This is a genomic window from Hymenobacter monticola (assembly GCF_022811645.1).
In the GTDB taxonomy this organism is placed as follows: Bacteria; Bacteroidota; Bacteroidia; order Cytophagales; family Hymenobacteraceae; genus Hymenobacter; species Hymenobacter monticola.
The window spans coordinates 4,621,519-4,647,418 of the sequence record NZ_CP094534.1; the positions used below are offsets into that span (position 1 = coordinate 4,621,519).

At 59.9% G+C, this 25,900-nt stretch carries 28 protein-coding genes and 1 tRNA gene; 14 read left to right on the forward strand and 15 right to left on the reverse strand.

The features are described 5' to 3' along the window. Positions 1-13 precede the first annotated feature (13 nt). The 5 genes from MTP16_RS19290 to MTP16_RS19310 all read left to right on the forward strand — a co-directional run bounded on the left by MTP16_RS19290 (position 14) and on the right by MTP16_RS19310 (position 8,570). The gene (locus tag MTP16_RS19290; RefSeq protein WP_243512939.1) at positions 14-1,324 is read left to right on the forward strand and encodes a site-specific integrase; all 1,311 of its coding nucleotides are present in this window, start codon (positions 14-16) and stop codon (positions 1,322-1,324) included. Positions 1,325-1,633: 309 nt separating this feature from the next. Beyond that, a tRNA-OTHER gene (locus MTP16_RS19295) sits at positions 1,634-1,742 on the forward strand. A 70-nt stretch (positions 1,743-1,812) separates the two neighbouring features. Further along, positions 1,813-4,080 carry an RING finger protein gene (locus MTP16_RS19300; protein WP_243512940.1) on the forward strand — a complete coding sequence of 756 codons (2,268 nt, stop codon included), beginning with the start codon at positions 1,813-1,815 and terminating at the stop codon, positions 4,078-4,080. A 100-nt stretch (positions 4,081-4,180) separates the two neighbouring features. Further along, the gene (locus tag MTP16_RS19305; protein WP_243512942.1) at positions 4,181-5,521 is read left to right on the forward strand and encodes an SWIM zinc finger family protein; all 1,341 of its coding nucleotides are present in this window, start codon (positions 4,181-4,183) and stop codon (positions 5,519-5,521) included. A 64-nt stretch (positions 5,522-5,585) separates the two neighbouring features. Beyond that, positions 5,586-8,570 carry a DUF6493 family protein gene (locus MTP16_RS19310; protein ID WP_243512943.1) on the forward strand — a complete coding sequence of 995 codons (2,985 nt, stop codon included), beginning with the start codon at positions 5,586-5,588 and terminating at the stop codon, positions 8,568-8,570. Between the two features lie 109 nt (positions 8,571-8,679). Here the strand turns inward: MTP16_RS19310 and MTP16_RS19315 are convergent, their stop codons facing one another. Further along, complete coding sequence (locus tag MTP16_RS19315; protein ID WP_243512944.1) at positions 8,680-8,880, reverse strand: hypothetical protein; 201 nt, start codon at positions 8,878-8,880, stop codon at positions 8,680-8,682. A 150-nt stretch (positions 8,881-9,030) separates the two neighbouring features. Here MTP16_RS19315 and MTP16_RS19320 point away from each other — a divergent pair, with 150 nt between their 5' ends. The 4 genes from MTP16_RS19320 to MTP16_RS19335 all read left to right on the forward strand — a co-directional run bounded on the left by MTP16_RS19320 (position 9,031) and on the right by MTP16_RS19335 (position 11,082). Further along, entirely contained in the window at positions 9,031-9,777 is a 747-nt protein-coding gene (locus tag MTP16_RS19320; RefSeq protein ID WP_243512945.1) for a hypothetical protein, read from the forward strand. Between the two features lie 74 nt (positions 9,778-9,851). Further along, positions 9,852-10,196, forward strand: coding sequence for a hypothetical protein (locus tag MTP16_RS19325; protein WP_243512946.1), 345 nt, complete (start codon positions 9,852-9,854; stop codon positions 10,194-10,196). A 32-nt stretch (positions 10,197-10,228) separates the two neighbouring features. Next, on the forward strand, positions 10,229-10,699 hold the full coding sequence (locus tag MTP16_RS19330) for a hypothetical protein (RefSeq protein WP_243512947.1): 471 nt from the start codon (positions 10,229-10,231) through the stop codon (positions 10,697-10,699). Between the two features lie 158 nt (positions 10,700-10,857). Further along, positions 10,858-11,082 carry a helix-turn-helix transcriptional regulator gene (locus MTP16_RS19335; RefSeq protein WP_243512948.1) on the forward strand — a complete coding sequence of 75 codons (225 nt, stop codon included), beginning with the start codon at positions 10,858-10,860 and terminating at the stop codon, positions 11,080-11,082. Between the two features lie 52 nt (positions 11,083-11,134). On the opposite strand, the gene MTP16_RS19340 is transcribed toward MTP16_RS19335, so the two are convergent. Next, on the reverse strand, positions 11,135-11,503 hold the full coding sequence (locus tag MTP16_RS19340) for a hypothetical protein (RefSeq protein ID WP_243512950.1): 369 nt from the start codon (positions 11,501-11,503) through the stop codon (positions 11,135-11,137). 150 nt (positions 11,504-11,653) lie between these two features. Here MTP16_RS19340 and MTP16_RS19345 point away from each other — a divergent pair, with 150 nt between their 5' ends. Then, on the forward strand, positions 11,654-12,433 hold the full coding sequence (locus MTP16_RS19345) for an HNH endonuclease (RefSeq protein ID WP_243512951.1): 780 nt from the start codon (positions 11,654-11,656) through the stop codon (positions 12,431-12,433). A gap of 60 nt (positions 12,434-12,493) precedes the next feature. Here the strand turns inward: MTP16_RS19345 and MTP16_RS19350 are convergent, their stop codons facing one another. The 5 genes from MTP16_RS19350 to MTP16_RS19370 all read right to left on the reverse strand — a co-directional run bounded on the left by MTP16_RS19350 (position 12,494) and on the right by MTP16_RS19370 (position 19,299). Further along, positions 12,494-14,131 (reverse strand): tetratricopeptide repeat protein, encoded by a 1,638-nt coding sequence (locus tag MTP16_RS19350; RefSeq protein ID WP_243512952.1) that lies wholly within the window; start codon positions 14,129-14,131, stop codon positions 12,494-12,496. A 15-nt stretch (positions 14,132-14,146) separates the two neighbouring features. Then, complete coding sequence (locus tag MTP16_RS19355; RefSeq protein ID WP_243512953.1) at positions 14,147-16,303, reverse strand: ATP-dependent DNA helicase; 2,157 nt, start codon at positions 16,301-16,303, stop codon at positions 14,147-14,149. 5 nt (positions 16,304-16,308) lie between these two features. Next, positions 16,309-17,502 (reverse strand): hypothetical protein, encoded by a 1,194-nt coding sequence (locus MTP16_RS19360; protein ID WP_243512954.1) that lies wholly within the window; start codon positions 17,500-17,502, stop codon positions 16,309-16,311. A 1-nt stretch (position 17,503) separates the two neighbouring features. After that, positions 17,504-18,505, reverse strand: coding sequence for a reverse transcriptase domain-containing protein (locus tag MTP16_RS19365; protein ID WP_243512955.1), 1,002 nt, complete (start codon positions 18,503-18,505; stop codon positions 17,504-17,506). 593 nt (positions 18,506-19,098) lie between these two features. Then, on the reverse strand, positions 19,099-19,299 hold the full coding sequence (locus MTP16_RS19370; RefSeq protein ID WP_243512956.1) for a hypothetical protein: 201 nt from the start codon (positions 19,297-19,299) through the stop codon (positions 19,099-19,101). Between the two features lie 64 nt (positions 19,300-19,363). Between MTP16_RS19370 and MTP16_RS19375 the strand changes: the two genes are divergently transcribed. Further along, positions 19,364-20,380, forward strand: coding sequence for a helix-turn-helix transcriptional regulator (locus MTP16_RS19375; RefSeq protein ID WP_243512957.1), 1,017 nt, complete (start codon positions 19,364-19,366; stop codon positions 20,378-20,380). 53 nt (positions 20,381-20,433) lie between these two features. Here MTP16_RS19375 and MTP16_RS19380 read toward each other — a convergent pair whose 3' ends face one another. From MTP16_RS19380 to MTP16_RS19410, 7 genes are all read right to left on the reverse strand, one after another. After that, on the reverse strand, positions 20,434-21,129 hold the full coding sequence (locus tag MTP16_RS19380; protein ID WP_243512958.1) for a PD-(D/E)XK nuclease-like domain-containing protein: 696 nt from the start codon (positions 21,127-21,129) through the stop codon (positions 20,434-20,436). Positions 21,130-21,148: 19 nt separating this feature from the next. Further along, on the reverse strand, positions 21,149-21,394 hold the full coding sequence (locus MTP16_RS19385; protein ID WP_243512959.1) for a hypothetical protein: 246 nt from the start codon (positions 21,392-21,394) through the stop codon (positions 21,149-21,151). Positions 21,395-21,463: 69 nt separating this feature from the next. Next, positions 21,464-22,195: a hypothetical protein gene (locus tag MTP16_RS19390; protein ID WP_243512960.1), complete on the reverse strand. Its 732-nt coding sequence runs from the start codon at positions 22,193-22,195 to the stop codon at positions 21,464-21,466. Positions 22,196-22,269: 74 nt separating this feature from the next. Continuing rightward, complete coding sequence (locus MTP16_RS19395; RefSeq protein ID WP_243512961.1) at positions 22,270-22,584, reverse strand: DUF3846 domain-containing protein; 315 nt, start codon at positions 22,582-22,584, stop codon at positions 22,270-22,272. Positions 22,585-22,639: 55 nt separating this feature from the next. After that, complete coding sequence (locus MTP16_RS19400; RefSeq protein ID WP_243512962.1) at positions 22,640-22,834, reverse strand: hypothetical protein; 195 nt, start codon at positions 22,832-22,834, stop codon at positions 22,640-22,642. A gap of 47 nt (positions 22,835-22,881) precedes the next feature. Further along, a complete protein-coding gene (locus tag MTP16_RS19405) occupies positions 22,882-23,283 on the reverse strand; it encodes a hypothetical protein (protein WP_243512963.1) in 402 nt (133 codons plus the stop codon). Then, positions 23,276-23,596, reverse strand: coding sequence for a hypothetical protein (locus MTP16_RS19410; RefSeq protein WP_243512964.1), 321 nt, complete (start codon positions 23,594-23,596; stop codon positions 23,276-23,278). The genes MTP16_RS19405 and MTP16_RS19410 overlap by 8 nt, the downstream gene beginning before the upstream one ends. Before the next feature lie 166 nt (positions 23,597-23,762). On the opposite strand from MTP16_RS19410, the gene MTP16_RS19415 reads away from it, so the two are divergent. After that, positions 23,763-24,122 carry an SLOG family protein gene (locus tag MTP16_RS19415; RefSeq protein WP_243512965.1) on the forward strand — a complete coding sequence of 120 codons (360 nt, stop codon included), beginning with the start codon at positions 23,763-23,765 and terminating at the stop codon, positions 24,120-24,122. Positions 24,123-24,438: 316 nt separating this feature from the next. Here the strand turns inward: MTP16_RS19415 and MTP16_RS19420 are convergent, their stop codons facing one another. Then, positions 24,439-24,735, reverse strand: a complete 297-nt coding sequence (locus MTP16_RS19420; RefSeq protein ID WP_243512967.1) for a hypothetical protein — start codon at positions 24,733-24,735, stop codon at positions 24,439-24,441. A gap of 371 nt (positions 24,736-25,106) precedes the next feature. On the opposite strand from MTP16_RS19420, the gene MTP16_RS19425 reads away from it, so the two are divergent. After that, positions 25,107-25,385, forward strand: coding sequence for a hypothetical protein (locus tag MTP16_RS19425; protein WP_243512969.1), 279 nt, complete (start codon positions 25,107-25,109; stop codon positions 25,383-25,385). Continuing rightward, positions 25,366-25,848 carry a M15 family metallopeptidase gene (locus MTP16_RS19430; protein ID WP_243512971.1) on the forward strand — a complete coding sequence of 161 codons (483 nt, stop codon included), beginning with the start codon at positions 25,366-25,368 and terminating at the stop codon, positions 25,846-25,848. Before MTP16_RS19425 ends, MTP16_RS19430 begins: the two co-directional genes overlap by 20 nt. The last annotated feature ends 52 nt before the right edge of the window (positions 25,849-25,900 follow it).

The following is a 25,900-nucleotide window of genomic DNA, read 5'->3' on the forward strand; positions in this document are numbered from 1 at the left end:
AACCAACCGTTTTATGCTGAAGATTCAGTTTGACCGCCGGGCCGACCGCCCGGACGCAGCGGGGCGCTGCCCCATCCACTTACGGGCGTACTTCGACGGGCAGCGGCTCCGCGTGGCCACCCGCGAAAAGTGCTTTATTACCGAGTGGAACGCCGATAAAGGCAGATTTAAGAAACCATTCCCGGGGTTAGTTGAGGCCAATGAGTACCTGGATATATTGGCCGAACGGATGCACGCCCGGTACCGGCAGCTGCGAGCTTCGGGCGTTGCGGTAACAATTGAGGCGCTGAAAGCGGCGCTGGCCCCACCGGCGGTGGAAGCGCCAAAAGAAGAGGAGCCGGCCCCAATTGTGCTGACCGAACTCTATGCTGATTACCAAGCGGCGCTAAAGGCGCGGGGCAACATGGTTCAGTCGATGGTATCGGTGGCCACTACCCTTACCCACTTGAACGGGTTTGAAAAGGCGCTCAAGCGCAAGCTGCAGCTCGGCGACTACGACTTGGCCATGCATGACAAGTTTCTGGCCTACCTGCGCGAAAAAAAGAAGCTGGGGCAAAACACAGTGTGCAAAACAGTGAAGCATGTGAAGGCTTTTCTGCGCTACGTGCGCGAAGACCGGCGCATGCCGGTGGCCGTGGAATCGCGGGAGATGAAAATCCGTTGGGCTGAGGTAGACAAGGTTTATTTGAGTGCAGCTGAGCTGAGTTTGCTGGAAAAAGCCATGCTCCCCTCTACGCTAGTGGCCACGCGGGATGCTTTCTTGTTCTGCTGCTATACCGGGTTACGTCACTCGGACTTGGCAGAGCTGAACAAAGCCAACGTGCAAACCTGGGATGGCAGCCGCATCCTGCGGCTGACGCAGACCAAGACGCGCACAGCGGTCAGCATCTACCTCACGCCACCGGCGGCGGCCCTGCTCGACAAGTATGAAGGGACGCGGGCACACTTGCTGCCGGCATACAGCAACCAAGTGATGAACCGGTACCTGAAGCGCATTGCGCAGCTGGCGGGGCTGCGGGAGATGGTGGAAGTGGTGACAGTCGAGGAAGGCAAGGTGGTGAAGCGGCAACAGCCCAAACACGAGTTGCTGAGCATGCACACGGCGCGGCACACCTTCGCGGTGCTCTCGCTGATGCGCGGGCTGCCGGTGGCGGTGCTGCAGAAGGTGCTGGGCCACGCTAAGATTCAAACGACCATGCTCTATGCGAAGGTGGTGGAGGATTTTCAGCACCAGGAAATGCGGCGGATATGGGAAGGTAATACGGCATCAGTGCCGGCAGTAGTACCAAATCCGGTTTGTGGAATCGAAACTGCAGTGGCATAGACCAACTAGGTTACTTCAATTTCATTTAGTATTGAGAATAGAAAGCAAGTGGGCGAGAGTTGATGTAAGCTGCATGAAGCAGTCGGCATCAATAGTAATTGGCCAACAGGCAGCCAGGACTTGCGCAACACAACTAAGCAAATGTGTCAGCTTAGGATACCATTCGAATTTGCGGGCACCTGCACTATCTTGCCGGCACGCAGTTAAACCTTGCGGCATCACCTAAGAAAAAGCCAGGTCAAGCGTTGCTTACTTCCCTTCCTGTCAAGAAATCAGCAGCGCAATTACCTGGTTTTTTCTGGTGCTTTTGAAGCAGTAGCTCAGGGGTAGAGCATAACAGCGGTGGAATTACCTTCTCGGGTCAACCGGCGCTTACTTCCAAATTTTAGGGTCGTTGGTTCGAATCCAACCTGCTTCACTCATTTCTGATTCCTACGGCGTGGCCGTGTCATCATAAACCGCTACAGCCTTAGCCCCCTTTTCATTGCATGTACGAGTCATTGATTAAGGTCAGCCTGCGGCAGAAAGCGGTGTATGTACCGTCAGCGGAAGGTGCTGCCACTGCTCCGGCCGCGGCTGAAGATACAGCCCTGCTGGTCGCCAATTTGGCAAAGTTGGGCTATGCCACTTCGGAGCCGCTACGACAAGCACTAGCAGGAACTACGCCAGCGTTCCAGACGCAAATGCTGGGGGTGATGCGCGAGGTCACGGGAATGGAAAAGAACTGGACACCCTTGGTGAAAGGCTGGGACAAGCCCACAGGCGAAGGGCGCATGGACCACTTGCTCACCTGGGTAACTACGGTGTTTCAAGGCAAGGGCACCCGCCTACCCTGCGGACACATCATTCCGCCAAATACGTTTCCGTTGGAGCGGTACAACGGCTGCCCCTTTTGCGGGACACCTTTTGAGTTGGCGTCGATTGAGTACACCGGGCAAGGCAGCAAGTTCAAGGAGCTAGGGCTGTGGACCGAAGCCGATGTGACCGGCTGCTTGCGCGACCTGTTGGCTTCGAAAACGGCATTGGATGCTACGCAGCAAGACAGCCTGCAGCACCTGCTGGCGGTGCTGCCCCTGCCAACGAACGTGACCATCGTGATGAAGGAGACGCGTATGGCCGTGGTGGACGCCTATGTAAAGCTGGGACGCGCTGACCAGGCACAAACCTTCTTCACCTCTCCCACCGACGTTCTGCGGTACCTGTGGTTCAAGAAGACTGGCTTTTTGCAGTTGGTAGAGCCGAAAACCGTTCAGCATCGGCGGCTGAAAAACGCGCGCACGATTTCCCGCTTCGGCTGGACGAAGGAGCGGTTCGAACAGGCCCAGGCGGAAAACCAAGCACAGGTGCTGGCGCAAACCCGGGCCGACCTGAAGCTCAAGTACAGCCGTGGCGAGGCAGCCATGGTGGCCAGCTGGCTTAACGCCTTTCCGCAAAGCCCCGCGCAGCTCTGTGAAATCATGCACCCCAAGCGCGGCATGTGGGTGCGCTTCATTCGGGCGTTGCGGCTGGCCGAGTACAGCAAAAAGCCTGGACGGGAAAAGCTGCGCGAGACGCTGGACGTGTTCTATAACCAGACGTATGAGGTGTGGCAAGGACGCGTGAATCATTTCCGGCTGCGGGCGGACGCGGCGCAGACCTTCGCTTTGTTAAAGCAGCGACCGGGCTTGTTTGCCCGCTCCCTGTTCGCCAATATGGTGTGGTTTGGCGCGGAGCCTGCCATTGCTGCCTTTGCGGAAGTGATTGACAAGGTGCCGGCCCGACTGGTGTTCACCCTCTATATGTACGCCGAGGGCTACTTCGTGAAGCACAGCAAGCGCGCGGTAAAGCCCTTGGGCGGGGCCGGCCGGCATATTCCGACCAACCACCTGCTGGACATGTATGACGAGAGCGAGCTAGAGGCCATGCAGCAAGCGGTGGCCGGCCTGTGCGGACTCGCCATGGAGCGGCGGTTTGCGGCACAGCCCACGACCAACCGCACCATGTACATCGACCCGACGCTATACAAGATTCCCGTGGCCATTGGCGACCGCAGCGAGACCGTGCAGGACCTGCCCGCGGCGCTGATGGGCACGCGCTTTCAGGTGGCGGGCGACACGGTGCGCCTGTTTATGCAATGGGGTGTGGGCCTGCCGGCCCAGCACCTAGACCTGGACCTGAGCTGCACAGTGTCGTTCGCGGGTGGCACGGAAATCTGCTCGTTTTCGCAGTTGGTGGCCACCGGCTGTAAGCATAGCGGCGACATTCAATCCATACCTGACCAGGTAGGCACGGCGGAATACATTGAGTTGGACTTGGCGGCGCTGCAGCAGGCGCAGGCGCAGTACGTAACGTTTACGTCCAATGCCTATACCTACGGGGCAATTGTGCCGAATACCAGTATTGGATGGATGAGCAGCGAGCAACCCATGCGCATTTCCCAAAGCGGGGTGGCTTACGACCCTTCCTGTGTGCAACACCAGGTGCGGGTTAGCAAGAGCTTATCAAAAGGGTTGGTGTTTGGGGTGCTGAACGTAGCTCAGCGTGAGATTGTGTGGCTGGAAATGGCTTTTCAAGGGCAACTGGTGCAGAACCTCAATGCAACCGGCGTGCAAGCATTGCTGCGCAAATTGGAAAGCAAGCTGAGCATCGGACAGCTGTTGGCCATTAAAGCCAAAGCACAGCATATGGAACTGGTTGACACACCGGAGGCTGACGAAGTGTATCCTGCCGCTTGGGCCCTGAACACTGCGGCAGTCACGCAGCTGCTGGTGGACTAAAGGATGCCAAAAGTTTTTGTTAAGCAATCCCTAGTCAATTTAGTTGTTTACTAATTAAATTAGTTGCAAATTGCTATTATAATTAGTTGACCACTACTATATGTCTGACTTCGCTTACTCGTACGCCCGCCCTTCTGCGTTGGAGCAGCGCCCCGAGGGCAACGCCCTGCTGCTGTCCGCTTTTGCCGAGGAAGGGCTGGACACAGAAACCGCCTGTTTCTTCTGGGGCAGGCTGCGCAACTCCTGGCTCGCGGCGCGTGGGCTGAGCACCTTGGCCAAGGTGGTTGCCTCGCGGTTTGTACCGCAGAGTATCGCCTTGCGGGACCCTATTGTGACGGCGGGCGCTAGCCAGCTGCGCTTCGAAGCTTTTTCCTCGTGCAACGGCGTGTATGCTCGGTTGGACCTAGGACCGGAGGCCCTGGATGGGGAATTTCTCAGCAGCGGGACTACCAACGTGGACTTCAACGAGCCGATGGTGAATGCGCTGGCCCGCATCTCCCGCACGGAGCCGGTGCTGCTGTCGGTGGGACAGCAGGAAGTGGTGCTGGAGCGGGCCGCGGGCAAAGTGGTGGAGCGGAAAGTAGCCTTGCCCGAGCGCTGGATTAAAGGCCTGACCTCGGTGCAGGCCTATCTGGCGCTGATGGAGGAAAAGCTGCGCCTGACGCGCGTTCAGGCCGTTCAACTGGTGCAAAGCATTCCGGCCGGCTCTAGCAAAGCTGATTATTACCTGGTGCTGCGGGGCGTGCGACCCAGCTTTACTCCGGTGGCCAGCGCCGGGGCCGTGCAGGTGGGCGGGGTGCACCGCCTGCGCCTACTCGACGGGTTGCTGCCCCTCTGCGAAGCTGTGCGCGTGTACGCCACGCCGGACGGGCAGGCCTCGGCCTTCGTGCTCGAGCTCGGGGGTGGGCAGAGCTTTTTGCTGGCGTTGTCGGCTGACGTGTGGCGGGGCTTCTCGGGCGAAGGCAATCAGCTGGAAACGCTAATGGACGAACTGCCGGCGGAGTGGATTAGCGGGGCCAACCGCCTGTTTCGCGGAAACGAGGTGTTTAATCCCAGCCTGTTTGCCCTGGAGCATGACCTGGCGCCCGGCACCGTGGAGCGGCTCTGCGCCAGCCTCTCGGCCATGGGCCTACTGGGCTTCGACCTGGCCGACAACCAGCACTTTTACCGGCGCCTGCCCTTCAAGCTTGGCCGCATCCTGAGCATGAACCCGCGCCTGAAAAACGCCCGCGCCTTGCTGGACGCGGCCGATGACGTGCAACTCGTGGGCCTGGGAGCCGGGGGCCGTACCGAGGCGCGGGTGCGCGGCACCGACGTGTGGCACACGGTAGTGGTGGGCGGTGCGGAAGCAGCACGGTGCACCTGCCCCTGGTTTAGCAGCCACCAAGGCCAGCGAGGGCCGTGCAAGCACATTCTAGCAGCCCAGATGCGCTTTTTGTAAGTCGCCTCCCGCTCAGCTTGCTCTTTTCGCCCCTTCCCCTCCTGCCCGTTTTCCCTCATCACCTATGTCTGTTGTCGACACTTTCGAGCGCATCATTCGCCACCAAGGCCTGAGCCAACTGGTGCCTCTTTTACTTGCCCTGGATAAGAAAGAGCAGCTGGCCGTTCGCGCCAAAACCAAAGCTCTTCGGAAGGAATTAACCGAGTTCCGGCAGCTGGGCTCTTCCACCTGGGGGCGGACGGGCACGGAGCTGCAGCTGGCCATGCTGTTTTTGGCAGGGGTGGCGACGTACACTCGCAAGGAAGCCATGGGGCTGAACGAGGCCTTGGGCATGCATTGGGGTGAAGGCGACGCCCGTTCCGCTCACCGGGAGGCCTTTTTTGCGGTGGCGGAATACGCCCGGCCGAATTGGTTTCGAGAGTGGTTTGAACGCCAGAGCCGAGGCGGGCCCTGGGGCCTGCCTGACTACGAGCTGCTGCGAGAAATGGAATCCCGGGGACTCATTGACTACGACTCTGCCCTGTTCAGCCGCACGCTGGCCCACTCGCTGCACCTGAAGAGCTTCCACTTCCGCCGCGACAAAAAGCCGGTTCCCAACTACGCCGAAAAGCTGCTGCACGACTTTGAGGCCGGCGCCGCCACCATTGAGCGGGACTTGCTGGAGTTTTTCGATTACGACACGACGGTTGATTCGACGCAGGCGTACACGGGAGTGGCCCAGCAGCACGTTGCGTGGCTCAACGTGCTGGGTCACTTAGTGGCCACGGGTCATCTTGACCGGACGGAACTGCTCACGCGCAGCCTGATGGCCTTGCGGCGCGACTTCCGCCGGCCGCTGCTGACGTGGTTTAAAAATTTATTTCTGGACCTGCAGCCCACCCCGGCGGAGTGTTTATCTCAGCAGTTGGAGCTGGTTGAGCTGCTGGCGCACACGCAGCCGCAAGTGGTCAACTTCGCGATGGACCAGCTAAAAGCTTTCTGGACGGATGCGGCGTTCGACCCGGCTCCGCTGCTACTGTACGCCGAAGGCGTGCTTACCCGGCAGGACCTTAAAACAGCGCAGCGCACCTTGCTGGGTGGATTGGAGAAGCTATTGAAGCGCAACCCGGCCCTGGCGCCGGAGCTGGGACGTTTAGCCGTGTCCGCCATGGCCAGCGCCGATGCCGCCGTGCAAGCGAAAGCGGCCAAGCTGCTGGCCGCGATGCTGCAGGCCAAGCAGCCGCTGCTATCGGCCGATGAAAAGGCTGACCTGCTGACTTGGCTGGCCGATTACGCTGACCTGTTGACCGCGGGCGCCCGGCAACTCTTGGGTACTTGGCTGGGGTCGACGCCGGCACTTTCACCGACGGAAGGCGGTGTCTATGTACCGCAAGTGGGTTTCGTGCCTGACTTGTCGGCAGCTACTGCCGTGGTTCCGGTTGCTGATTGGCACGAGCTGCTCTTTCTTACCGGGCAGGTGCTGCGCCACGACAACGCCTTGGAGCTGGAACGGTGGGTAGATGGTTTGCTGCGGCTGCGCCCACAGTTTCCAATTGATGCGGCCCAGCAGCTTATGCCCTACCTGGTGCAGGTGCGGCCGGCGCTGAAAGGAAAAACCGGCGAGCAGGCCAGCGCCATCATTGCAGGCAATGGGCTATCGGGGCACATTGGGCTGGTTCAGGCTCTGCTACTCGGCTGGGCGCAGGGCTTCACCACTGAGCGCGTGAACAAGGTTAACGTGCGGCACGACCATGACACTTCGGACCCGCTGGTGTTGGTGGAACAAGGCCGTTTCAGGGCTGCCGAAAACCACCTGCGCACCCGCTCCGGCCTACCCTTGCTGAGCACGCCCTCGCAGGCACCGCATTGGGTAGCTCCCTCGGTTCTGGTCGACAAGCTAATGCAGTACGAGGCTGCCCAAGTAGAGCCGGACCCGTTTGATTTGGTGGTGGCGCTGGCCCGCACGGCCTATGCTAATGCAGCAGATGCGCGAACGGCCCTAGCCCGGCTCTCCCTCCTGCAGCGGGTAGAACTGCGCGAGCTGCTGCAGTGGCTGCTGACGCCCGGTCAACATCCCCTACCTGCATTCCAGCCTGCGAAAACCTCTTTGCTGAAGCACTTGACGACGCGCCTGGGCAAGCTCCTCCCGGCCAATGCGGGCAGTACCAGTGCCTTGGCTGATGCCTGGCCGTGGCTGTGGGCGGTGGCTGCCCGTACCCGTCAGCCCGAGGGCGTGTTTGAAGAGTTGAACGGGCTAATTCCGACGGATTACACGGGGGTGGTGCGCCCCTGGGCACCGGAATGGGAGTTCGAAATCAAAACCAATACGTGGGTGGAGCAGTGGAAACCGGGTAAGCCCACGGTGACGCAGCAATACCCAGTGCTGCAGTTCCCAAGTAAGTACACGAGCCAGACCCCGCCGTCGCCGCTGCTGCTCTACTCCCAGCACGCCCGCTTCCGGGCCATGGGCCAGGCCGGGTGGCTGCTGCCCCACGACTACCGTTTTGTGGCCAGCCTGATACCTAATAACCCGGTGCCCCTGCACTGGCACGTGGTGCGGACCGCCGCCTGGGCCGATGGGCTGGAATCCACCGAGCGCGATGTGATGCAGGCGGCCCTGCAAGAGCTGCTGGGCCCGGGCCCGATGTTTCCAGCACCCACTACCCTGCTGCTGGCGCTGGGTCTCATGCACAAGGTGCCGGCGTGCCGGGCCCTGGCCCTGGAGGTTTTCCTTTCTGGCTGCGCCAATGGGCGGCTTGCCCCCGCGGAGCTGGGCACCATACTCGGCCGCTTTCTGGCACACGAATTCGTTCCGGTGCAGCGCTTGGCTGACAACTTGCAGCAAGCCCGCGCCATTGACGCGAGCACCGATGACGCCCTGCTGCAGGTGTTAACCAACCTGCTACTGGAACTACCCGCCGAACCCCTGCGCAATACCAAGAAGCTGGTGGAGCTGTTCGCGGACGTGTCCGGACGCAGTGGCCGGAAGCCGGCGGAGGCGGTGGCCCGCAAACTGGGTGGTTGGAACGGCAGCGCGGCGCTGAAGAAGGCTATCGGAGAATTAGTGTAGCGCTGTAGTGAATAGACAAACGCTCCAGCTGCTAATGGGCCGTCATCGGCTGAGCTAGGGCTGAGGTACGGTTCAGGGTTACTTGAGGTACGGTCGAAGGTGGGTAGTGCTAGGCGCTCTTGCGGTTGAGGGCTTCGCTTACCTCACCTTCGTCGAGGCCGGTGAGTTGGCAGAAGTCACGCACCGACACCAGAGCCCCAGCTGGTTTGCCGGCGGCCTCGCGGGCGCGGCGGACCAGGCGCTTGGCGGCGTCGTAGCTGCGGCCGGTGAGTTGGGCCACGTCTTTGGGATAGATGCAGATACGCGGCATGGAGTGAGCGGGCGCAAACCGGGCTATTGTGGGCGCAGTGCTTGACTAGACAAAAATAGTAGATGAATTTTGGTCCACCATTGAGCGCAGGGCCATTTAAGTGGGTCAAGCGGCAATTACAATCATCCACTTCATCCACTTTTTTTTATTATGGCACAGCAGACCGGTATTTTGGGCATTCAGGGCACCGTTGGGGGCCTCGTGTTTGCCAAGGACGGAAGCATTCGGCAAAAACCGGCTTCCAACAAAGCCAAGTTCATGACGGCGGCCAGCATGGCGCGTACCCGTGAGAACACGGCGGAATTTGGCCAGGCGGCCAAGTATAGCAAGGTGCTGCGCGACTCGTTGCGCGTGGCCATTGCCTCGGCCAGTGACAGCCGCGTGGCCTCGCGTCTCACGCAGAAGATGCGCGAGATTATTGGGCTCGATGACACGAATGACCGGGGCCAGCGCGTGTACGATTCGTCGAACTCGGCTCCGCTGCTCGGCTTCAACTTCAACGCCGGCGCGGGCATCGGGCAGACGATGTACTTCCCTTACGAAGTGACGGGGGCCGGCGCGGACGTGACCATGACGATTCCGGCGTTGAACCCGGCCTCAGACATTGCCGCGCCGCAGGGCACGACGCATTTTGAGCTGGTGTTCGCGGCCTCGTCGCTGGACATGGAGCTTCTGACCTTCACCAACGCGGTGGTGGCCGCTCCGCTGGGCATCCTGGCCGTGAACAGCCCGGCTCTGGTGAACCAGACGCTGGTGGCCAGCTTCCCGGCTGCTCCGGCCGATGCCAACCTGGTGGTGGGCGTGGTGGGCATCAACTTCTACCAGCAGGTGAACGGCAAGTTCTATCCCCTCAACAACAACAGCACTAACCCGCTGGCGATTGAGTACGTGGCCTAAGCCATGAGAACTTGTCGGAACGGCCAGCCATCACCGGCTGGCCGTTTTTTCTTCCCTTACTCCTCCCCTTTGCCATGGCACTCACCGGCTATCAGCTGCAGTACAAGCGGCGTATGAAAAAGGCCCTGGCGCTGCGGGCCAAGGCAGACCGGCAGGCCCGTTTCCTGGTGGCGCGGCTGGCTACAGTGTTGGCGCTGGGCGAAACGGCGGCCGACCATATCGGGCGGATAAACACGCTGTATGGGACCAACATGAGCCTGCGCACGGACTTGGTAGACGGCTACCGGCTGGCTGGTACAGCGGCGGCGCTCAACCAAGTGGCGGGGGCCAGCCTGGGCGGGGCCCCGGCGGCCGTGTTTGTCAACCTGCCGGCAACTTCGGGCGATGCCATGCTGCCGCCGGATGCTGACTTGGATTAAGTCTTTCTTTTCACATTCATTTTTTGACAATTATGGCACTTACGGCCTATCAACAGCAATTCAAGCGGCGCATGAAGCGCGCCATCAGCCTGCGGGCTAAAGCCGACCAGAAGGCCCGGCGTTATACCCAACTCCTCTCGGATGCCATTGGCGCAGCTGAAGACGCGGCCACGCAGATGAACGCGCTAAACCAGCTCTACAACGCGGACGTGAGCACCTACACGCTGCTCACGCAGGCGCTGCACGCCAACAGCGGGCAGGAAGTGCTGCAGGACCATCTGGCGCAGAGCGCGCCGGGTGAGGAAGCAGTAATCTTCAATCAAGTGCCGGACGCCAACGGCGGGCAGCCGCTGCCGGCTAACCCACTGTTTGGTGAGGTGGTGACAGGCACGCCGATTACCCCGCCGGCGCCGGCTCTTAAAGCCGTGGCTAAAGACGTAACTCCGAAAACGCCTCTGGTGCCGGACGTAGCACCAGCAGCTTCGGACGAGGTTGCGGGGTAAAAGCCCCATCAACGACTAATAAAGGCCAGCTCCTATTGATTAGGGGCTGGCCTTTTTTTATACCCGGCCGGGTACATTATGTTACCGAAACTCTATATTTACACCCGCTCGGGTATACTTTTAGTCAATGTCCCTTCTATCCCCGGTTGATTGGTTTTATGGCTGACAGCATTGCACAGTTCGTTAAACAGCGGCGGAAAATGCTTCGGCTTACCCAACCTGATATGGCCGCCAAAGCGGGCGTGGGCTTGCGGTTTGTGCGGGAATTAGAACAAGGGAAAGCTACCCTGCAGCTGGACAAGGTCAATCAGGTTCTCGGATTATTTGGCCACGAACTGGGTCCGGTGCCGGTGGACAGGTCACGCTGGAATGATGAACTGTGAGAGACATCCAGCACCTCTGTGAGACAAAGTGACAAGCTGATACACCTGGGGCTTACTGTCGGTTTCGACGGGCGCGGCGCTCGGCCACTTTCATGAAAAAGGATTCCAACTGAGTGTCGGGGTGGTTGCGCTGCTGCCAAGAGAGCAGCTCGGCGGCCGTGATGCGGTGGCCACGGGGGCTACCAGTACAATCCACGTAGCGCAGGCGGCGGGGGTGGCGAGCGGGCAGCTTGGTGTAATCGCGCAGCGTTTCGGGATGCAGCGCCAGCAGTTTGGCGGCTTGCGGGAAGGAAAACATTACCTCGGGGAGCGGCAACCGGGACAGAATGGTACTCACCTGGTGCTCGATTTCGCGCTGGATTGACTGCTCTAGCGCTGCTTTCTGGTCTTCCGTGAAGGTGAGGGTAATTTCAGGTATCATGGCCTAACGTTTTAAATAGATGCCACAAATCAGAAATATGAAAGTTAATAAGCTAAAGGACTATTGTCAAGCACTTGAAGGCTAACAGAGGGACTTAACCTATCCTATCATTTGGTCTACAATGGTTGAAATTGGGGTAGTTTCGCGGCTATGAAGCAAGGCCAACGCCTCTGGACCCGCGACGAGCTGTTGCTAGCCATCAACTTGTACTGCAAGCTCACCTTCGGCCAGCTGCACAAGGGCAACCCGGCCATTATCGAGCTGGCGGGGCTGGTTGGGCGTACGCCGAGTTCGGTGGCGTTGAAGCTGGTGAATTTCGCCAGCCTCGACCCGAGCCTGGACCGGGCGGGCATGAGCAATGCCAGCCACCTGGACCGGCAGGTATGGCAGGAATTTTACGCCGATTGGGCGGGGCGGGCGCTGGAAAGTGAGCGGCTGCTGGCGCAAGCGCAGCACCTCACGCTGGAAGACGTGGCGGCGGAATACGAGCCGCTGCCACCGGTACCGGTGGGCCGGGTGAAGGAGCAACTGGTGAACGTGCGGGTGAATCAGCAGTTTTTTCGGCGCACGGTGCTGGCCGCGTCTGACAATACCTGCTGCATCACGGGCCTGCGCCAGCCGGCGCTGCTGGTGGCGGGTCATATAAAGCCCTGGGCGGTAGACGTTGCCAACCGACTGAATCCGCGCAATGGGTTGGCGCTAAATGCGCTGCACGACCGGGCATTTGAGCTGGGGCTGTTCACCATCCGGCCGGACGACTATGTAATTGAGGTAGCGCCGACCGTGCGGCAGCAGAACCGGCCGGACGCTCAAGCAGCCGGGGAACTGCTAGGACAGTACCATGGCCAGGCGCTGCGGCTGCCAGCGCGGCGGCGGTTTCTACCGGACCCCGCGTTTTTGGACTGGCATCGCAGTAAATGGCAGCCGTAATTAGGCGACAAGCCGTTGCTTGATTTCACCTATGTGGGGTTAGCATCTGAATTGTGGGGGCTATTGAGGCGATGCTACACTAGACAGCTTGTCCTGTTCTATAGCCTTTGCTTGCTTGAGCACCCATCCATCTTTGCCTTTTTTCTGGTCGAACTGCGAGATGGCAATGCCTTGCAGGTGTTGTCCGGAAGTCCAATTGTGCTGACTGATGAGGCGAGCTGGCACGAATACATCATTGACAAAGCCAAACCCGGCATCCTGTACACGCAGCAATCCATCAAAATCACGAGTAATGGGGCTTGGCTCTGGACGTGGAGTTGGGCGAGTATCCCACGGGGAGCCTTCGGGCCGGGCCGCTAGCTGAACTACCTGCTCAAAGCCATTGACTGGTTCGCAGCGCACTTGTAGCGGGGCTCCTAGGGTTTCTTTCGCCAGCCATGGGTATTTTTTTAACCGCACTGTTAGGGGGCGGGCATTGCGGCCGCCGGGTAGCAGACGCACGCGGGCAGGCTTTTCAGCAGTTGCAGCGATGAATTCCTGCAGCGCGACAGGTTTCCAGGGCAAGTCGCCGTATGCAGCTGTCTCGGCTGTGGCCAAAAGTGCAGCTGACAAAGTTTTGTCGACTGGATATACTTCGGCAAACCACGGCTGCCCCATTAATTGCTTAGCTGCGTAGGGTGGCTGTTTGCCTTCGGCCTCTTTGGCTTGAGCAAGCCTCCGAAGCTGTTCCTGTGCTAGGCCGAAGTGTCCTGCACTATGCAGTAGGCTAGCCAACGTTTCACGCACTTTGCCTAAGTACATTTCTTCGCTGTTGCACTTCGTAGCGCGATAGTAGCAGGCAAGCGCAACGGCAGAATCAGTTGGCCGCAACGTTTCGGCCAGCAGTTGCCAGGCCCAATACTCGCCGCTTTTCTGACGCACCAACGGCAGCAACGTGGGGAGTGCGGCGGCCGTGTCACCTAAGGCCACCAATAGCTTGGCGCGGTAGTAGCCCAGCCAATTATAGTCGGCATGGCTGGTCGACAGCTCTTCCAGGCGGGGCAGTAGTGCCTGGGCTTCTAGTCGGGTTTCGGCTTGCTGTTCGGCCTGAATAGACTGACCAAAGGCTCCCGTCAACTTATCAGTTGGAGTCAGCCGCTTAATCAGGCTTTTGGCGTAGGCTCCATAGGCTGTTTCGGCCAGGGCGGGTAGCCGCATGGGCTTGCCGGTATCAGCCGGAGTGAAAATCTCTTTCACGTAATCCTCCGGCCGCAGAAGCTCGAAGTTCCACCAGGCCCACCACTCGGCGGACAGCTGCTCTTTAAATTTTAAAGCTGTTTGCAGGAGCAGTGACCGGCCCAATGAAGCCACCGGGGCTAATGTAATGGTCGGCAGCGCCCGTAGAAGCTCAGCAATTTCCACATAGGGTGGGTACTGCCGCTTGGCCATAGTAGCCAGCAGTTTGCGTATTTCCCAGCACAGTTGCTCGTCGCGCCCGGCGTGGGCCGGCAGGGCCAGCGCCGCCAGTTTCTGGAGCCACCGCGTTGTGCCAACTACATCGGACTGGCCCATTGCTTTCTTAATGCAGGTCATCGCCACGAGATGCATATCGGCTTGGGCAAAAGTGCTGTCAGGACGCTCAGCTAGCGCGGCTTTGGCTTGCTGGTAGGCAGCGGCCAACTCGCCTGCTTGGCACAATGCGGTAATGGTAGCGGGCATAATGGGGCGGAAAAGTTAGTCCAGATTTTGCAGGATGGTTTGCACGCGGTGCAGCAAGCTTTGCGAATCGTGCTGCGTAATCCGCGCCCCGGTCATGCGGCCTTTGCCGTCGTAATCCAGGTTCAGCACGGCCCGCCCCGTGGCATCCTGGAGCAGGTAGCGTTCGAGGTTTTTGTGGTGCTGCACAATCAGAATCATGATTCCCGCTTCGGTGGCAGCTTCCGCAAACTGCTCATAAAAGCCGGCCAGCGCGGGTGGGGCATCGTCGGCGAAGGTGGCCGGCACTACTGCAATGCCCGCCGGCAGCGGCTCGTTCAGCCGGGTAGTCGCCTCCTGGGCGAGGGCATTGGCTTTGCCCTGCGCCACGGCCTTGCTAAAAGGCACATCGTTTTTATAATAGGCCAGCACTTCGCCCCGCTCCTCGCCCCGGCGCAGCAGGTAGCGCAGAGCGTGCTGCTGGTCGCTTACGTCCTCTACATTTACCCCCATTTCGCCAAGCTGGCCTGCCACTCGCCGAAACTGCTGCACTTGGGCCACTGGTCGGCTGGCGATTCCTAACCGGGATTCCAGTTCATCTAGCGGGTCAAACAGGGCCGTTTGGGCACGCAGCACTTCCGGCCACAACGCGATGCCGCCCGGCGCAGGAGGCACCCCCAGCGGGTCGAACACGCGCATCTCGCCCCACGGCACAAAGTCTGGCGGGTTCAGTAGATACAGCTGCTTGGCGGCGCGCGTTATGGCCGTGTAAACCCAGCGAAAATACTCAGCATGGCGCTGCCCGCCGTAGCCTTGGAAATCGACAAAAGCCGTGTCCCAGGTGCCGCCCTGGGCCTTGTGGCAGGTGATGGCGTAGCCGTACTTCACCCGCAGGGCCTGAAACTGCGGGTCGTTTTTGAGGAAGTCACTGAACTCGGGATGTTTGTGGTCGTGCCCGGTTTTTTCACGCCACCGAATCACCGCGTCGATGTAAAGCGCCCGGGTTGCCTCCGGGCGCAACTGCCCGTCAATGCTGGTCAGAAAGCTTTCCAATAGCAGCCGCTCGGCTTCGTACTGGCTGCCGTCGGGCCGGGTGAGGCGCAGGCGTACCCGCCGCCAGCGCAGCGGCACGTACACGTCGGTTCGTTTCTTTTCCAGCGTTTTCTTATCGGTAACGGCAATAGAGACCTTGCGCGAAATGCCGTACGACTCGCCTACCTCCAGCACAGTGGCAAACTCCCCGTTGTAGATGGCCTCCTCGGGGTTGAGGTAGTTGTTTTGCGCGATAATTAGCCAATCATCCACGGCCACGCTGGTTTGCCCCGGAAAGAAATGCGCCCGTACCTGCTCGTTGTACTGCCGGGCCAGGTTGTTGGAATACGTCACGATGACCGTCTTGTCGCCTGCTTGCGGGCCGCCGCCAGCCCCCAGATAGGTAGCCAGGATTTCGCCCGTCGGCACATCCTGTACATCGGCGGCCCGCGTCAGGCGCAAGCGGTTGAAGTCGCTGGTGCGAAGGCACTCACGCACGGCAGTAGCATTGCGCAAAATGCCGCTATCGGCTTGCTGACGCATTACTTCGGTCAGCTCCCGGCCTGGCAGCGCCCCCACGATGCCCAGGCGCTCACACAGCCACTGCTCGTTGAGCGCCCGCGATTCCGGGTCGCCCACTGGTGCCAGCTGCGCCCGGTCGCCTACCAGCAGGATTTTATACCCGTTGTGCACCGAGGGCTGCACGTATTGGAGCAAGTCGCTAAGCAGCCGCCCGCTACCCAGCTGGAAAAACTCGCTTTCGCTGTACTTATCGCCAATCATCGAGGCCTCATCCACCACGAACACCGTGCCCTTCGTGGCTTGATTGTTCGCTAGGTCGAAATGATATTTGAACGACTTGTGCGCATCGTCTTTCCCTGTGTTGTCTTCCGTTTCTTCCAACCGCCGCAGCTTCTCAAAATTATAGATGCCCCGGTGAATAGTGGTGGCCTCGCGCCCGGTTTGGCGGGTCATCACCCGCGCCGCCCGGCCCGTGGGCGCCAGCAGCACGGCGGGCCGCGTCAGCTCCGCCAGCAGCGTTTTGAGCAAGGTGGTTTTGCCCGTGCCCGCGTAGCCCCGCAGCAGAAACACTGGCTCTTCGGAACTATCCAGGAATTTGTGGAAGGCGGCGAGGGCAGCAGTTTGGTCGGGGGAAAGGGGCATAGTTTCTATCTTTTCTTCTTGCCTGTCGGCTTAGGTTTTTTGAAGGAGCCCCTTGACTTCTTTTCTTGCTGACCTTTAATTTCACCGGGCGCGGCTTCGGCGGTGGGCGCGGCTTCGGCGGTGGGCGCGGCTTCGGCGGTGGGCGCGGCTTCGGCGGTGGGCGCGGCTTCGGCGGTGGGCGCGGCTTCGGCGGTGGGCGCGGCTTCGGCGGTGGGCGCGGCTTCGGCGGTGGGCGCGGCTTCGGCGGTGGGCGCGGCTTCGGCGGTGGGCGCGGCTTCGGCGGTGGGCGCGGCTTCGGCGGTGGGCGCGGCTTCGGCGGTGGGCGCGGCTTCGGCGGTGGGCGCGGCTTCGGCGGTGGGCGCGGCTTCGGCGGTGGGCGCGGCTTCGGCGGTTAAGTCTGCTTTTACTTTATTGTAAATCACACCGTATTGCTTGCTAATCAATGCAATTCGATGCTCCTGCCCAACTAGTTCTAAATAATAATTAGATTTTTTGTCTAATACTCTAGGATGAGCAACACTATTTCTAAATTCTGATAAGCGTTGCACAACTGTCCCAACATAGTAACTACCTTTTTTATTGAAAAATAAATCCGCTTTATTATCAAAGCTAACTTTGTTAATGTCAGTGGAATTAAATTTAAATACTATCTTTCTAAAGTCTATATAATCTATTTTTAAATCGTTAAAAACGGATTTATATTTATCAAAAAAATTATCCGTATTTGCTCCCGCAAATGGATTGCTCAAATCAATATAGTCACTGATAAATTTCGAAGTGTTTACTCCGAGCAATTTATTAGCTTTTGCCATTAATTCTTCAAAACTAGATGGCTTATTTGGACGCCGAAAATATTCACTGGTTTTGAACAGCACGAATTCTTCGTTAATTTTTCTTACGTCGTTTCCCTGTTCGCCGATGTAATACTGTTCATACCATACGTTTATCAGACCTTCTATCTGCAAAAAAGCATTTCTCGAAAATTCCTCAAATGCCTGCTCCTTATTAAGATAGAATATACCAATCTTGGCATCTAACATTCTTGAGAAGAATTCACATAAACGCCGTGCAAGCTTCTTGTTCTTTATGAATTCATAATCATAATCCTTAGCAATATTCGCCACCCTTTCCTTGATAAAGGCCATGATTACATCGGCTGCGTTACGCAGAGTGGCGCAAGCTTCTTCGATAGCTAGCATACTATTGTCCCGCATCTTTAATTCTTAAAAAAGATTTTATTAGATTTAAGAACGCAGAGTCATTCTGCCCCCTAACCATCCCCAAGTAAGCAATTTTCCCCGCCAGAACCCGCTCCAGTTTCGGCACCTTGCCGTTGTGACGGGCGTGGGCTTTGCTAGTGGGATAATGCTGCCGCAATGTAGCACTAGCTGCTTCATAGCCTTTGGTTTCCCAGTTGTGCAGCATGGCCCGGATTTGCCGCACGTATTCGCGGGGTACGTTGGGGCGGTCGTTTACCACGATGCCGGTTACTTCCTGGCGGGTTTCCGGGGTTTGGAGGCGCTGTTTCTGCTCATTTTGCTGGTAGCCTTCGGCCGCGAGTGTCGCGTTAAGCTCCTGGTGAAATGCGGCGCGGAAAACCGGACGGTTGCACGAGAACGTGAGGTCGTCGGCGTAGCGGGTGTAGGTACAGCGGTGGCGGGTGGCGAGTTGCTGGAGGCGGCGGTCGAGGCGCTGGCACACGGCATTGGTGAGCAAGGGCGAGGTGGGCGCGCCCTGCGGCAAGCTGCCCTGGTCGCAGCAGAGGTTGGCCACGAGGTAAGCACTTTCTTTGGCGAGGCTGAACGGTGGCAATTGCAGCACAGCCATCACCCGCCCCACCGACGTGCTGGGGAAGAAGTTGCGCAAATCTAGGTTCAGCACGAACCGGTGGCCCACATGGGGCAGCGCATTGGTGAGTACGCTACGGCCAGGTACAAAGCCGTGCGAAGCCGGGTGGCTGGTGGTGAAAGCAGCAGTGAGGCAGCGGAGCAGCAAGCGCTGCAAGCGCAGTAGGCCGTGGTCGGGCGCTTTGATGGTGCGGAACTCCCCCCGCGTGCGCTTCGCAATCTGAAAGGTGCGGTAGCGGGTTTCCTTCTTATGGTAAGCGTAGTAATTCAGCAGCTTGGGTGTGATGAGCTTAGGCTTGTGCTGGGGGTTTTCATCTAAATCCTGCTGCAAGGCTGCGTTCAGCGCGAAGGCCAATTGTTGAACATCGGTAACGCAGCTGAACAACAGTGCTAGCTCGTTAGCTGGAATGAGCTCACCAGAAATGACTGCCAATGCCACCTCCGCTACAGAACGGCGGGCCGGAGTTTCGGCTGCATTCGGTTCGGATGGAGATGGTAGAGGAGAAGCCATATAAGGGAGAAAGCAATTGAAATCAGTAGCCCAAATGAAAGTACCTGCCGGGAGTTTTCATGTCCTATACCTGAATGATTCAAATACAAGAAATTAATCAATAGCTAAGAATAACAAAGCAATGATTACAAGAAGAAACAGAGCAATGATAAATAAATCAATTAATTAATATCAAATTAATCAATCAACTCAAGTGTCAATGCGGCCGTTGTGAAACGGGCGCGGCGCAACGCCGCACGGGGTCAAAGGCCCAGACGCAGGTACTTTCAAAGAGCGAGCGGCCACCACAGTTCGGTGGCCGGGGTTAGTCGGTTGGGGCCGCAAGTAAGGCGGCTACTGGCGAACTACGCGAGTAGTCCGGAAGGGGAATGCTGATGCAAAGGTTAGTGGCAGGAATGCAGCTTAACTGCATCGGCGAAAAAACTTTCGATTTATTTTCAGGCCACCCGTCCAACGGACAGCTGACCCGCGCCCTGGCAGCGGAAGCAGCGCCCGGCTTCGACGTGACGAAACTGGGGCAGACGGCCGCTGCCCTCGCAGCGAGGGCAGGTAATAGCGGCCAGCACGAAGCGCGGCACGGGGGAGTTCGTACTTTGAGCGGGCGAAAGTGCCGGCGCGGCGGGAGCGGGTTGGTTCATGCTGCAAACCAACTGCCCCGAAATGCAGCTGAACTGCATTGTCGAAAAAAGTAGAAAATAATTTATGCCGACTACCAAAGAACCAGAAACCCGCTACCGCCTGATTGACGAGTGCTTGCAACGCCGGCAAAAAATATGGACCTCTCAAACGTTGAGGGAAACGGTGACGGCTAAATTTTGGGAGTTGACCGGCCACAAGCTTAGCCCTCGGCAATTCTCGCAGGACCTAGCCGATATGCGTGAAGGCGGCAGTACTGGTTACAATGCCCCCATCGCACACACCCGCGACCGGGGCTACCACTACACCGATGATAATTTCCGCCTCCACAATAGTCCTCTGGAAACCGGCGACGCGGCTGTGCTACGGCAAGCACTGGCGGCGCTGCGGCAGTTTCAGGGCCTGGGACTGAGCGACGAATTGGGCGACGTTGTGCAGCGCGTGGAAGCCCACTTGCAAGCCCAGCCCGCCGACGACGCGGCCGGGCAGTCGGTTATCTGGTTCGAGCAGGTGCCCGACTATGCGGGCACGCCGTTTTTGGGGCCGCTGTATCAGGCCATTCGGGCACGACAGGTATTGCTGCTGCGCTACCGGGCGTTTGGCGCGGCCGAGGCTTGGGAGGAAACCGTGCAGCCGTACCTGCTAAAGCAGTACAACCACCGCTGGTTTCTGGTGGGGCAGGGTTCGGGACGGTCAGGCATCAGCAACTACGCGCTCGACCGTATTGAGGGTGTAGCTGCTGATGAAACCATTTCGTATCAGCCGCCGAGGGCCGATTTAGCAGCGCGGTTCGCGGATGTTGTGGGAGTATCGGTGCCGGAGGGGGGCGTACTGGAAACGGTGCGGCTGCGCTTTCGAGCCGGGCGCGGGCAATACGTGCTAACTAAGCCCCTACATCCCAGCCAGCAGACGGATACGATAACCGGTGATGTCGTTGAAATCAGCCTGCAGCTGGTGCTGAATCCAGAGTTGCAAACGCTGCTTTTGAGTTTCGGGGATGATATAGAAGTGTTGGCACCATTGAGCTTACGTACACGTATTTCTGAACGGCTGAAGGCTGCCACCGGCCTGTATCGCCAATAAGAAACCCCGCTGGCAATTTACCGGCGGGGCTTAGAAGTACCTGAGGGCAAAAATTAGGCAGCCAACGCCAACGGCGCGGGCAAGATAAATGGAATGGATAAGCCGGCGACTTGCCGGCCATGCCCGGACTCATAGAGCAGCGCCGCGTATTTCTTGCGGCCCTGCTCTATGAGTCCGGGCATGGCCGTTAGCTCAACGCGCCACACTTCGTGCGGGGCTTTCTTCTGCACGCCGATGATGAGGAAGCGGGTAGCGCCAAGCACGTCCAAGTACAGGGCGGCCTGACGGTCGTAGTCGTACTTCTCGATGGTGGTCAGGAAGTGAGCCCGGTCGGGGCTGCTGGTGGTTTTGAAGTCGATGAGCGTGAGCTGGCGGCCGGCGGGGCTGCGGACCAATAGGTCGGGGCGCAGCTTCACTCCTACCCCGGTGGCCGTGTGGGTGGCGGTGTAGGACTGTTCAGCCTGGCCTCGGTATAAAATGTCGCGGCAGTAGCGTTGGCGGCGCACCTGGCGGGCCAGCATCTCCAAGTCGGTCCACTTGATGCCGCGCTCCTCGGTGCGGGCGTAGGTAGCCGGTTCCAGCACGGCGGAATGGAAATGGCTGCCGTAGGCCAGGGCTACCGGGTTGGGCCGGCGCAGTTGGCCCATGATGCCGGCTTTGAGTTCGGACAAGTCGGTGTTGGAAACCTGGGGCAGGGCTCGGTGCTGGGCCTGGGTCAGGGCGGGATGATGCGTAAGGGCGTGAAACATGAGGGTTCAGAAAAGAGGGTTAGCGGATAAGGGCCAGGCGGTTGGGGTCAGCGGCGCGGTGCAGCCAGATATGGGCGCTGCCGCAACCGACCAGGTACGCGGGCTCGGGAAAGAGCTGGCGCACCTGCGGGGCCAAGTCGCGCAGGTCGGGCAACGGGTCGGCAGCGGTTAAGAGCTGGGCCAACTGGACCAGCAAGGCGGCCTCGGCTTCGTCGCGAGCCGGCTGCTCAAGGGTAAGCTGAGGCATTTCGGTGGTGTAGTTCATCGGGAATCGCATTTGATGAGTGAGTAAAGCCGGGTGGCCCCCACGGCGAGCACCATCGGGGCCTTGGCATTAGGCGGCCAGGGGTAATGCAGCCGGTTCAGCGGCGGCAGGCTCCGGGCCCTCGGGGTCGTCTTCGACGGGCACGGTGTAGCCGTGCTGGATGCGTGTGTCGGCGTTGCCGGTGTAGGTTTCGGCGCGCCAGATGGGGAAGTCGCGGGCGAAGTCGCGGCGGGCGGCTACTTCGGCCGCGTCGGCGGCTTCGTAGCTGAACTGGGCGATGTAGTAGGTGGCCGTCTTGCCGTCTTTCGTGGTCTGCTTCTTCTCGGCCGTGACCTTTACCGTCACGTCGGCCAGGGTCAGGTCGTCGTAAAACAGCGGCTCGATGAGGCGGTAGAGGTTTTCCACGCTGTAGCCGTGAAAGAGCACAGCACAAATAGCACCCTTGTCGTCGGCAAAAAACAGTTCGGCCCACAGCTTGCGGCTCATGTTCAGAATGTCGTCCTGAAACACGCGCCAGGCCAGCGGAATAAAGGAAAGAGAATTGCCAAGCGGCACAGTGCCGCCGATGTTGAACTGGCCGGCTTTGGCATCGAAACGCACTTGGCGGGGGTGACCGGGCAGGTAGCGGAAGCGCGACACCTGCACCACTTCGCCGGTAGCCTCGTCAGCCTTCTCGGTGAGGTAGGCGGGCACGGCCGTAATGGGGCCACTGAGCGTGAAAACAGGGGCTTCGGGGGCGGTGGTGGGGGCGGCAACGGCTTCGGTGGCGGCGCTGCTCTGAGCTTTTACTTTGGTGGACATAAAGGGAAATGGTTGGGGGTTGGAAATGAAAAAGGTGGGGCCTGTTAGCGGCCGGCCCCTGCGCCGTAAGTGTTCTATTTGAATTGCTTATCGTGGCACAGGATGGCGCGGCCCACGATGGTATCCTGGCCCCGCGCTTCGGGCTGGTGGTGGTACCAGAGGTAGGTGGCCACCAGGTTGAGGTAGGCCGGGTTGCGGAACTTGCCTTCGTCGTCGATGATGAGAATGAGCTCGGGCGTGAGGCGGATGACATCAACTAGCCGGCAGTCGAGCAGCTGGTATAATTCGGCCAGCTTGAAGCTGCGGCCGTTGGCGGGGCTGACCGGCTGCGGTGAGGCGCTGTGCGGGTCGAGTAATTGGGGCTGGTAGGTGGTAGCGATTTTTGCCATTGTTAGGCGGGTTTTGCGGGGCCGCCCGGCTTGGCGACCCCTGGTGAATGTTGGTTTAGTGGCCTTCGACTTCGAACATCATCTGCTCGTATTCGCCGTCCTCCCACCCTTCTTGTTCCTGCTCGTGGTGGTAATAGGCTTGTCGTTCCCACTCTTCTTGCTGCTCGTAGAAAGCGGCCTGGGCTTCATCAGCGGCCATTTCATCGCCGCTGAGGCCGTTGAGCTCGGCCTCGGTTGGTTCGTAATCCATGAAAAGGGGGCTTAGGGGCCCACGCCGGGCGTGCGCGGGCCTGTTAGCTAAAAGCGGGGGTACTTGGCGCGGGCAGCCTGCAAGGCAGTGCCGGCGGGGCTAGCATGAAAAGCAGCAGCGGCAGCCCTGTATCTGGCCTGGGCCTCGCGGCAGCGGATGATGGCAGCGCGCAGCTGGGCAAAGCGGCCGGGCTGGGTGCGGTAGTCATCGCGCAGCGCATACTTGACGGCGCGGGCATCGAAAAAGGCGGAGTGGGCGCGGGCCAGCGCGTGGCGGGCGGCCACAGTGGCCGGGCAGACGGGAGCCGGCGCGGGTGCTGCTACGGGCCGGGGCGGCTGCTTGGCTTCCAACTTGGCCAGAGCGGCGCGCAGGGCGGCCCACTTGGCCGCGACCTGGCCACCAGCCGCACCCACCACGGGCGCGGCTGGGGCAATGGCGACGCTAGGCACGGGCGGGGACGCCGGCAAACTCATCCTCGGCCTTCATCACCTCCCACACGGCCGCGAAGGCATAGCCGGGGGCCGCGGCCCGCATGGCCCGAAAGGCTAAGCGCAGCGCCTCGAACGGGCAGGGCGACGAGCCGGCGAAGCCGCCCGAGGGCTGGCACTCCGGCCGCTGCTCCAGGCTGAGCATGACGTGCCAACGGGTACCGCCCTTGCTATAGGTGGCGGCGGACTGCGAAATGTAGATGCCCGAGAACGAGCAGAGGGCGGGGCCTTTCCAGGCGGCAGCGGCGAGCTGCAAAAGTTGATTGGGTTGCATGGCTGTAGATGTTAGCCGTGGGGTGCCCGCGCCGTAGGCCTCCGGGTGGGCGGGTAGCCAGGGCCTTCCCGACTACACTTTAAAGATACTAATAAAAACGAGTAAATCAAACTATAATTTACTAAAATACGGTTTACTCGCAAATATTTTTGGCGTATCTTTAAGTATGGAAAAATACAAAAATAAGGCGGTAGCGGTGGTGGGTAGCCGGGGCGTGAAAAGCTGCGCCGCGCTGGTGCGGCGGCTGGCCGAACTGGAGCCGGCGGAAGTGGTGAGCGGGGGCGCGGCCGGCGTGGATGCCCTGGCGGCTAGCTGGGCCAGGGCCCACGAGGTGCCGCTGACGGAACTGCGGCCCAACTATGCCGCCCACGGCCCCACGGCCGCTACCCATGTGCGCAACGCCGAGATAGTGAAGCGGGCCGCGCTGGTGCTGGTGGTGTGGGACGGCCAGAGCAAGGGCACACTGAGCACGCTGAAAGCGGCCCGGCGGCTGGGGCGGCCGGTGGAGCTGCTGCCCCTGGACTGAGCCGGCACTTGGCGGCCAGCTGGCGGCCGGGCCGGGTGACCTGACACAACGACCTAGATGCCTCGGCCTGGGGGTTTGGGGGCGGCCTGAGGCCCCCAATGGACACTCGGCGGAGCCGACCTTGTGAGGCGGTAGCAGCCCATTAGGGCTGCGGGAGCCGAGGCAGATGACCGGGCGTTAGCCTGGGCATGATGGCGGGGGCTTGGGGTGCTCCCCAATGAAACCCTCCGCGAAGCGGGCCTAGCTTCTGCCTGCGTGGCTTGAACGCAAGCTTTATTCGCGGGTGGCAGGCTCTTTTTGGCCTGCGGCCTGCAACCTAATCAGGTGGGGCTGACGGGCGGCGTGGGGCCTTTTTCTGGCCCTGCGCGGCACGGTGGCGGTGCGGTGGGTTGGCGGTGGGCGGCTGGCTGACCAGCGGGAAGCGGGCCGTGGGGTGGGCTGGCGCTTGGTCTTGTATCGGGAGTATCAGGGGCGCGGCCTGCTGCGTGGGTGGGTGGCGGGTGGCTGAGCAGCAGGTGGCGGCCCCTGTATCAGTTGAAGCAAGTGTATTGATGTGCGGTGGGTTTTTTCGGTAGCGCAGGCCGGCCAAATGCAGCGACCGGAGCCATAGCAAGCCTAGTAAAGAGTGACGCCAGGAGCGATGAACGGTGCGCCGCGTTGGCGTAGGGAGCGAAATGAGGTGGGCCGGAGCGTAGGGCAGTTGTCGCGCTGAGCAGCTGAAGCGTCGGGAGAATGCGGGAAGGATAGGAAGGGCACGACCAACGGGAGTGGTGCGCAGCACGCCAGCGAAGCGGACCCCTGGACAGCCTGACCCCGGCCCGGAGCGGAGCGCAGGGCCGGGGGCCCGCCCAAACGGAAACACAATACAGTTAAAGTACAATTACTAGGTGAGCAATATCGCCAAACTATTATTAAATAAAAGTTGCCTATTGGCAGTACATTTGTCGTAAATAAGTTACTATTCACTTTTTTAGACAACATGCCATGTTTAGCAGCACGAAAGCAGGACATATCTCCCACATTGTAACCACGGCGTTGCTGGGGCAAGTGGTGAGCAGCGAATTAACCCCGCCCGACCCGTCGAAGATTGAGAATTACGGGCATTTGGTTATTCAGGCGCTGGTGGCGCTGGTCACGATTTGGGCGACGGTTCGCAAGGCGCTGCAGAAACCCGAGGAAGTGGTGAAGGTGCCGGTCGAGGTGGTGCCGGTCGAGAAAACAGGCCCTAGCGGCAACCTGACCAATGGAAACGGGGCTGAGTAGCACAGTGGCCAGCTTGGCACCCGTGAAGTTGCGGCCGGTACCGAAGCTGAGCGACGTGCAGCAGCGCATCCAGGCGGCCCGGCTCGGGCAGGCGGTGCCGAGTCTGGCCGCGGCGTACTCGCAGGCGTTGGCACGGTGGATGGGTGACCCGGTGCTGCGGCTAGCCGGGGTGCCGATTCTGACGGATTGCTACCGGTCGCCGGAGCGGCAGAACGAGCTGTTTGCGCAGGGCCGGAGCAAACCGGGGCCGGTGGTGACGTACAAGCGCGGGGGCAAGTCGAAACATAACCTGTTGCCGGCGCGGGCCTTGGACGTGGCGTTTCTGCTGGCCGATGGCGAGGTATCGTGGTCGGGACTGCTGCTGAGCAAGTTTGCGCGACTAATGAAGGCGGCCGATGCGCGGGTGCATTGGGGCGGCGACTTCCCCGGTGACTTCAAGGACCGGCCACATTTTGAGGTGTAGTGCGGAAACGAGCGGGCCAGATGGTCCGCTCGTTTTGGTTTGGGGCATATCC

What these genes read in the sequence shown, in the direction of transcription:
- MTP16_RS19290 (WP_243512939.1), top strand. Translation starts at nt 14, where the DNA reads ATGCTGAAGATTCAGTTTGACCGCCGGGCCGACCGCCCGGACGCAGCG.
- MTP16_RS19300 (WP_243512940.1), top strand. Translation starts at nt 1,813, where the DNA reads ATGTACGAGTCATTGATTAAGGTCAGCCTGCGGCAGAAAGCGGTGTAT.
- MTP16_RS19305 (WP_243512942.1), top strand. Translation starts at nt 4,181, where the DNA reads ATGTCTGACTTCGCTTACTCGTACGCCCGCCCTTCTGCGTTGGAGCAG.
- MTP16_RS19310 (WP_243512943.1), top strand. Translation starts at nt 5,586, where the DNA reads ATGTCTGTTGTCGACACTTTCGAGCGCATCATTCGCCACCAAGGCCTG.
- MTP16_RS19315 (WP_243512944.1), bottom strand. Translation starts at nt 8,880, where the DNA reads ATGCCGCGTATCTGCATCTATCCCAAAGACGTGGCCCAACTCACCGGC.
- MTP16_RS19320 (WP_243512945.1), top strand. Translation starts at nt 9,031, where the DNA reads ATGGCACAGCAGACCGGTATTTTGGGCATTCAGGGCACCGTTGGGGGC.
- MTP16_RS19325 (WP_243512946.1), top strand. Translation starts at nt 9,852, where the DNA reads ATGGCACTCACCGGCTATCAGCTGCAGTACAAGCGGCGTATGAAAAAG.
- MTP16_RS19330 (WP_243512947.1), top strand. Translation starts at nt 10,229, where the DNA reads ATGGCACTTACGGCCTATCAACAGCAATTCAAGCGGCGCATGAAGCGC.
- MTP16_RS19335 (WP_243512948.1), top strand. Translation starts at nt 10,858, where the DNA reads ATGGCTGACAGCATTGCACAGTTCGTTAAACAGCGGCGGAAAATGCTT.
- MTP16_RS19340 (WP_243512950.1), bottom strand. Translation starts at nt 11,503, where the DNA reads ATGATACCTGAAATTACCCTCACCTTCACGGAAGACCAGAAAGCAGCG.
- MTP16_RS19345 (WP_243512951.1), top strand. Translation starts at nt 11,654, where the DNA reads ATGAAGCAAGGCCAACGCCTCTGGACCCGCGACGAGCTGTTGCTAGCC.
- MTP16_RS19350 (WP_243512952.1), bottom strand. Translation starts at nt 14,131, where the DNA reads ATGCCCGCTACCATTACCGCATTGTGCCAAGCAGGCGAGTTGGCCGCT.
- MTP16_RS19355 (WP_243512953.1), bottom strand. Translation starts at nt 16,303, where the DNA reads ATGCCCCTTTCCCCCGACCAAACTGCTGCCCTCGCCGCCTTCCACAAA.
- MTP16_RS19360 (WP_243512954.1), bottom strand. Translation starts at nt 17,502, where the DNA reads ATGCTAGCTATCGAAGAAGCTTGCGCCACTCTGCGTAACGCAGCCGAT.
- MTP16_RS19370 (WP_243512956.1), bottom strand. Translation starts at nt 19,299, where the DNA reads ATGAACCAACCCGCTCCCGCCGCGCCGGCACTTTCGCCCGCTCAAAGT.
- MTP16_RS19375 (WP_243512957.1), top strand. Translation starts at nt 19,364, where the DNA reads ATGCCGACTACCAAAGAACCAGAAACCCGCTACCGCCTGATTGACGAG.
- MTP16_RS19380 (WP_243512958.1), bottom strand. Translation starts at nt 21,129, where the DNA reads ATGTTTCACGCCCTTACGCATCATCCCGCCCTGACCCAGGCCCAGCAC.
- MTP16_RS19385 (WP_243512959.1), bottom strand. Translation starts at nt 21,394, where the DNA reads ATGAACTACACCACCGAAATGCCTCAGCTTACCCTTGAGCAGCCGGCT.
- MTP16_RS19390 (WP_243512960.1), bottom strand. Translation starts at nt 22,195, where the DNA reads ATGTCCACCAAAGTAAAAGCTCAGAGCAGCGCCGCCACCGAAGCCGTT.
- MTP16_RS19395 (WP_243512961.1), bottom strand. Translation starts at nt 22,584, where the DNA reads ATGGCAAAAATCGCTACCACCTACCAGCCCCAATTACTCGACCCGCAC.
- MTP16_RS19400 (WP_243512962.1), bottom strand. Translation starts at nt 22,834, where the DNA reads ATGGATTACGAACCAACCGAGGCCGAGCTCAACGGCCTCAGCGGCGAT.
- MTP16_RS19410 (WP_243512964.1), bottom strand. Translation starts at nt 23,596, where the DNA reads ATGCAACCCAATCAACTTTTGCAGCTCGCCGCTGCCGCCTGGAAAGGC.
- MTP16_RS19415 (WP_243512965.1), top strand. Translation starts at nt 23,763, where the DNA reads ATGGAAAAATACAAAAATAAGGCGGTAGCGGTGGTGGGTAGCCGGGGC.
- MTP16_RS19425 (WP_243512969.1), top strand. Translation starts at nt 25,107, where the DNA reads ATGTTTAGCAGCACGAAAGCAGGACATATCTCCCACATTGTAACCACG.
- MTP16_RS19430 (WP_243512971.1), top strand. Translation starts at nt 25,366, where the DNA reads ATGGAAACGGGGCTGAGTAGCACAGTGGCCAGCTTGGCACCCGTGAAG.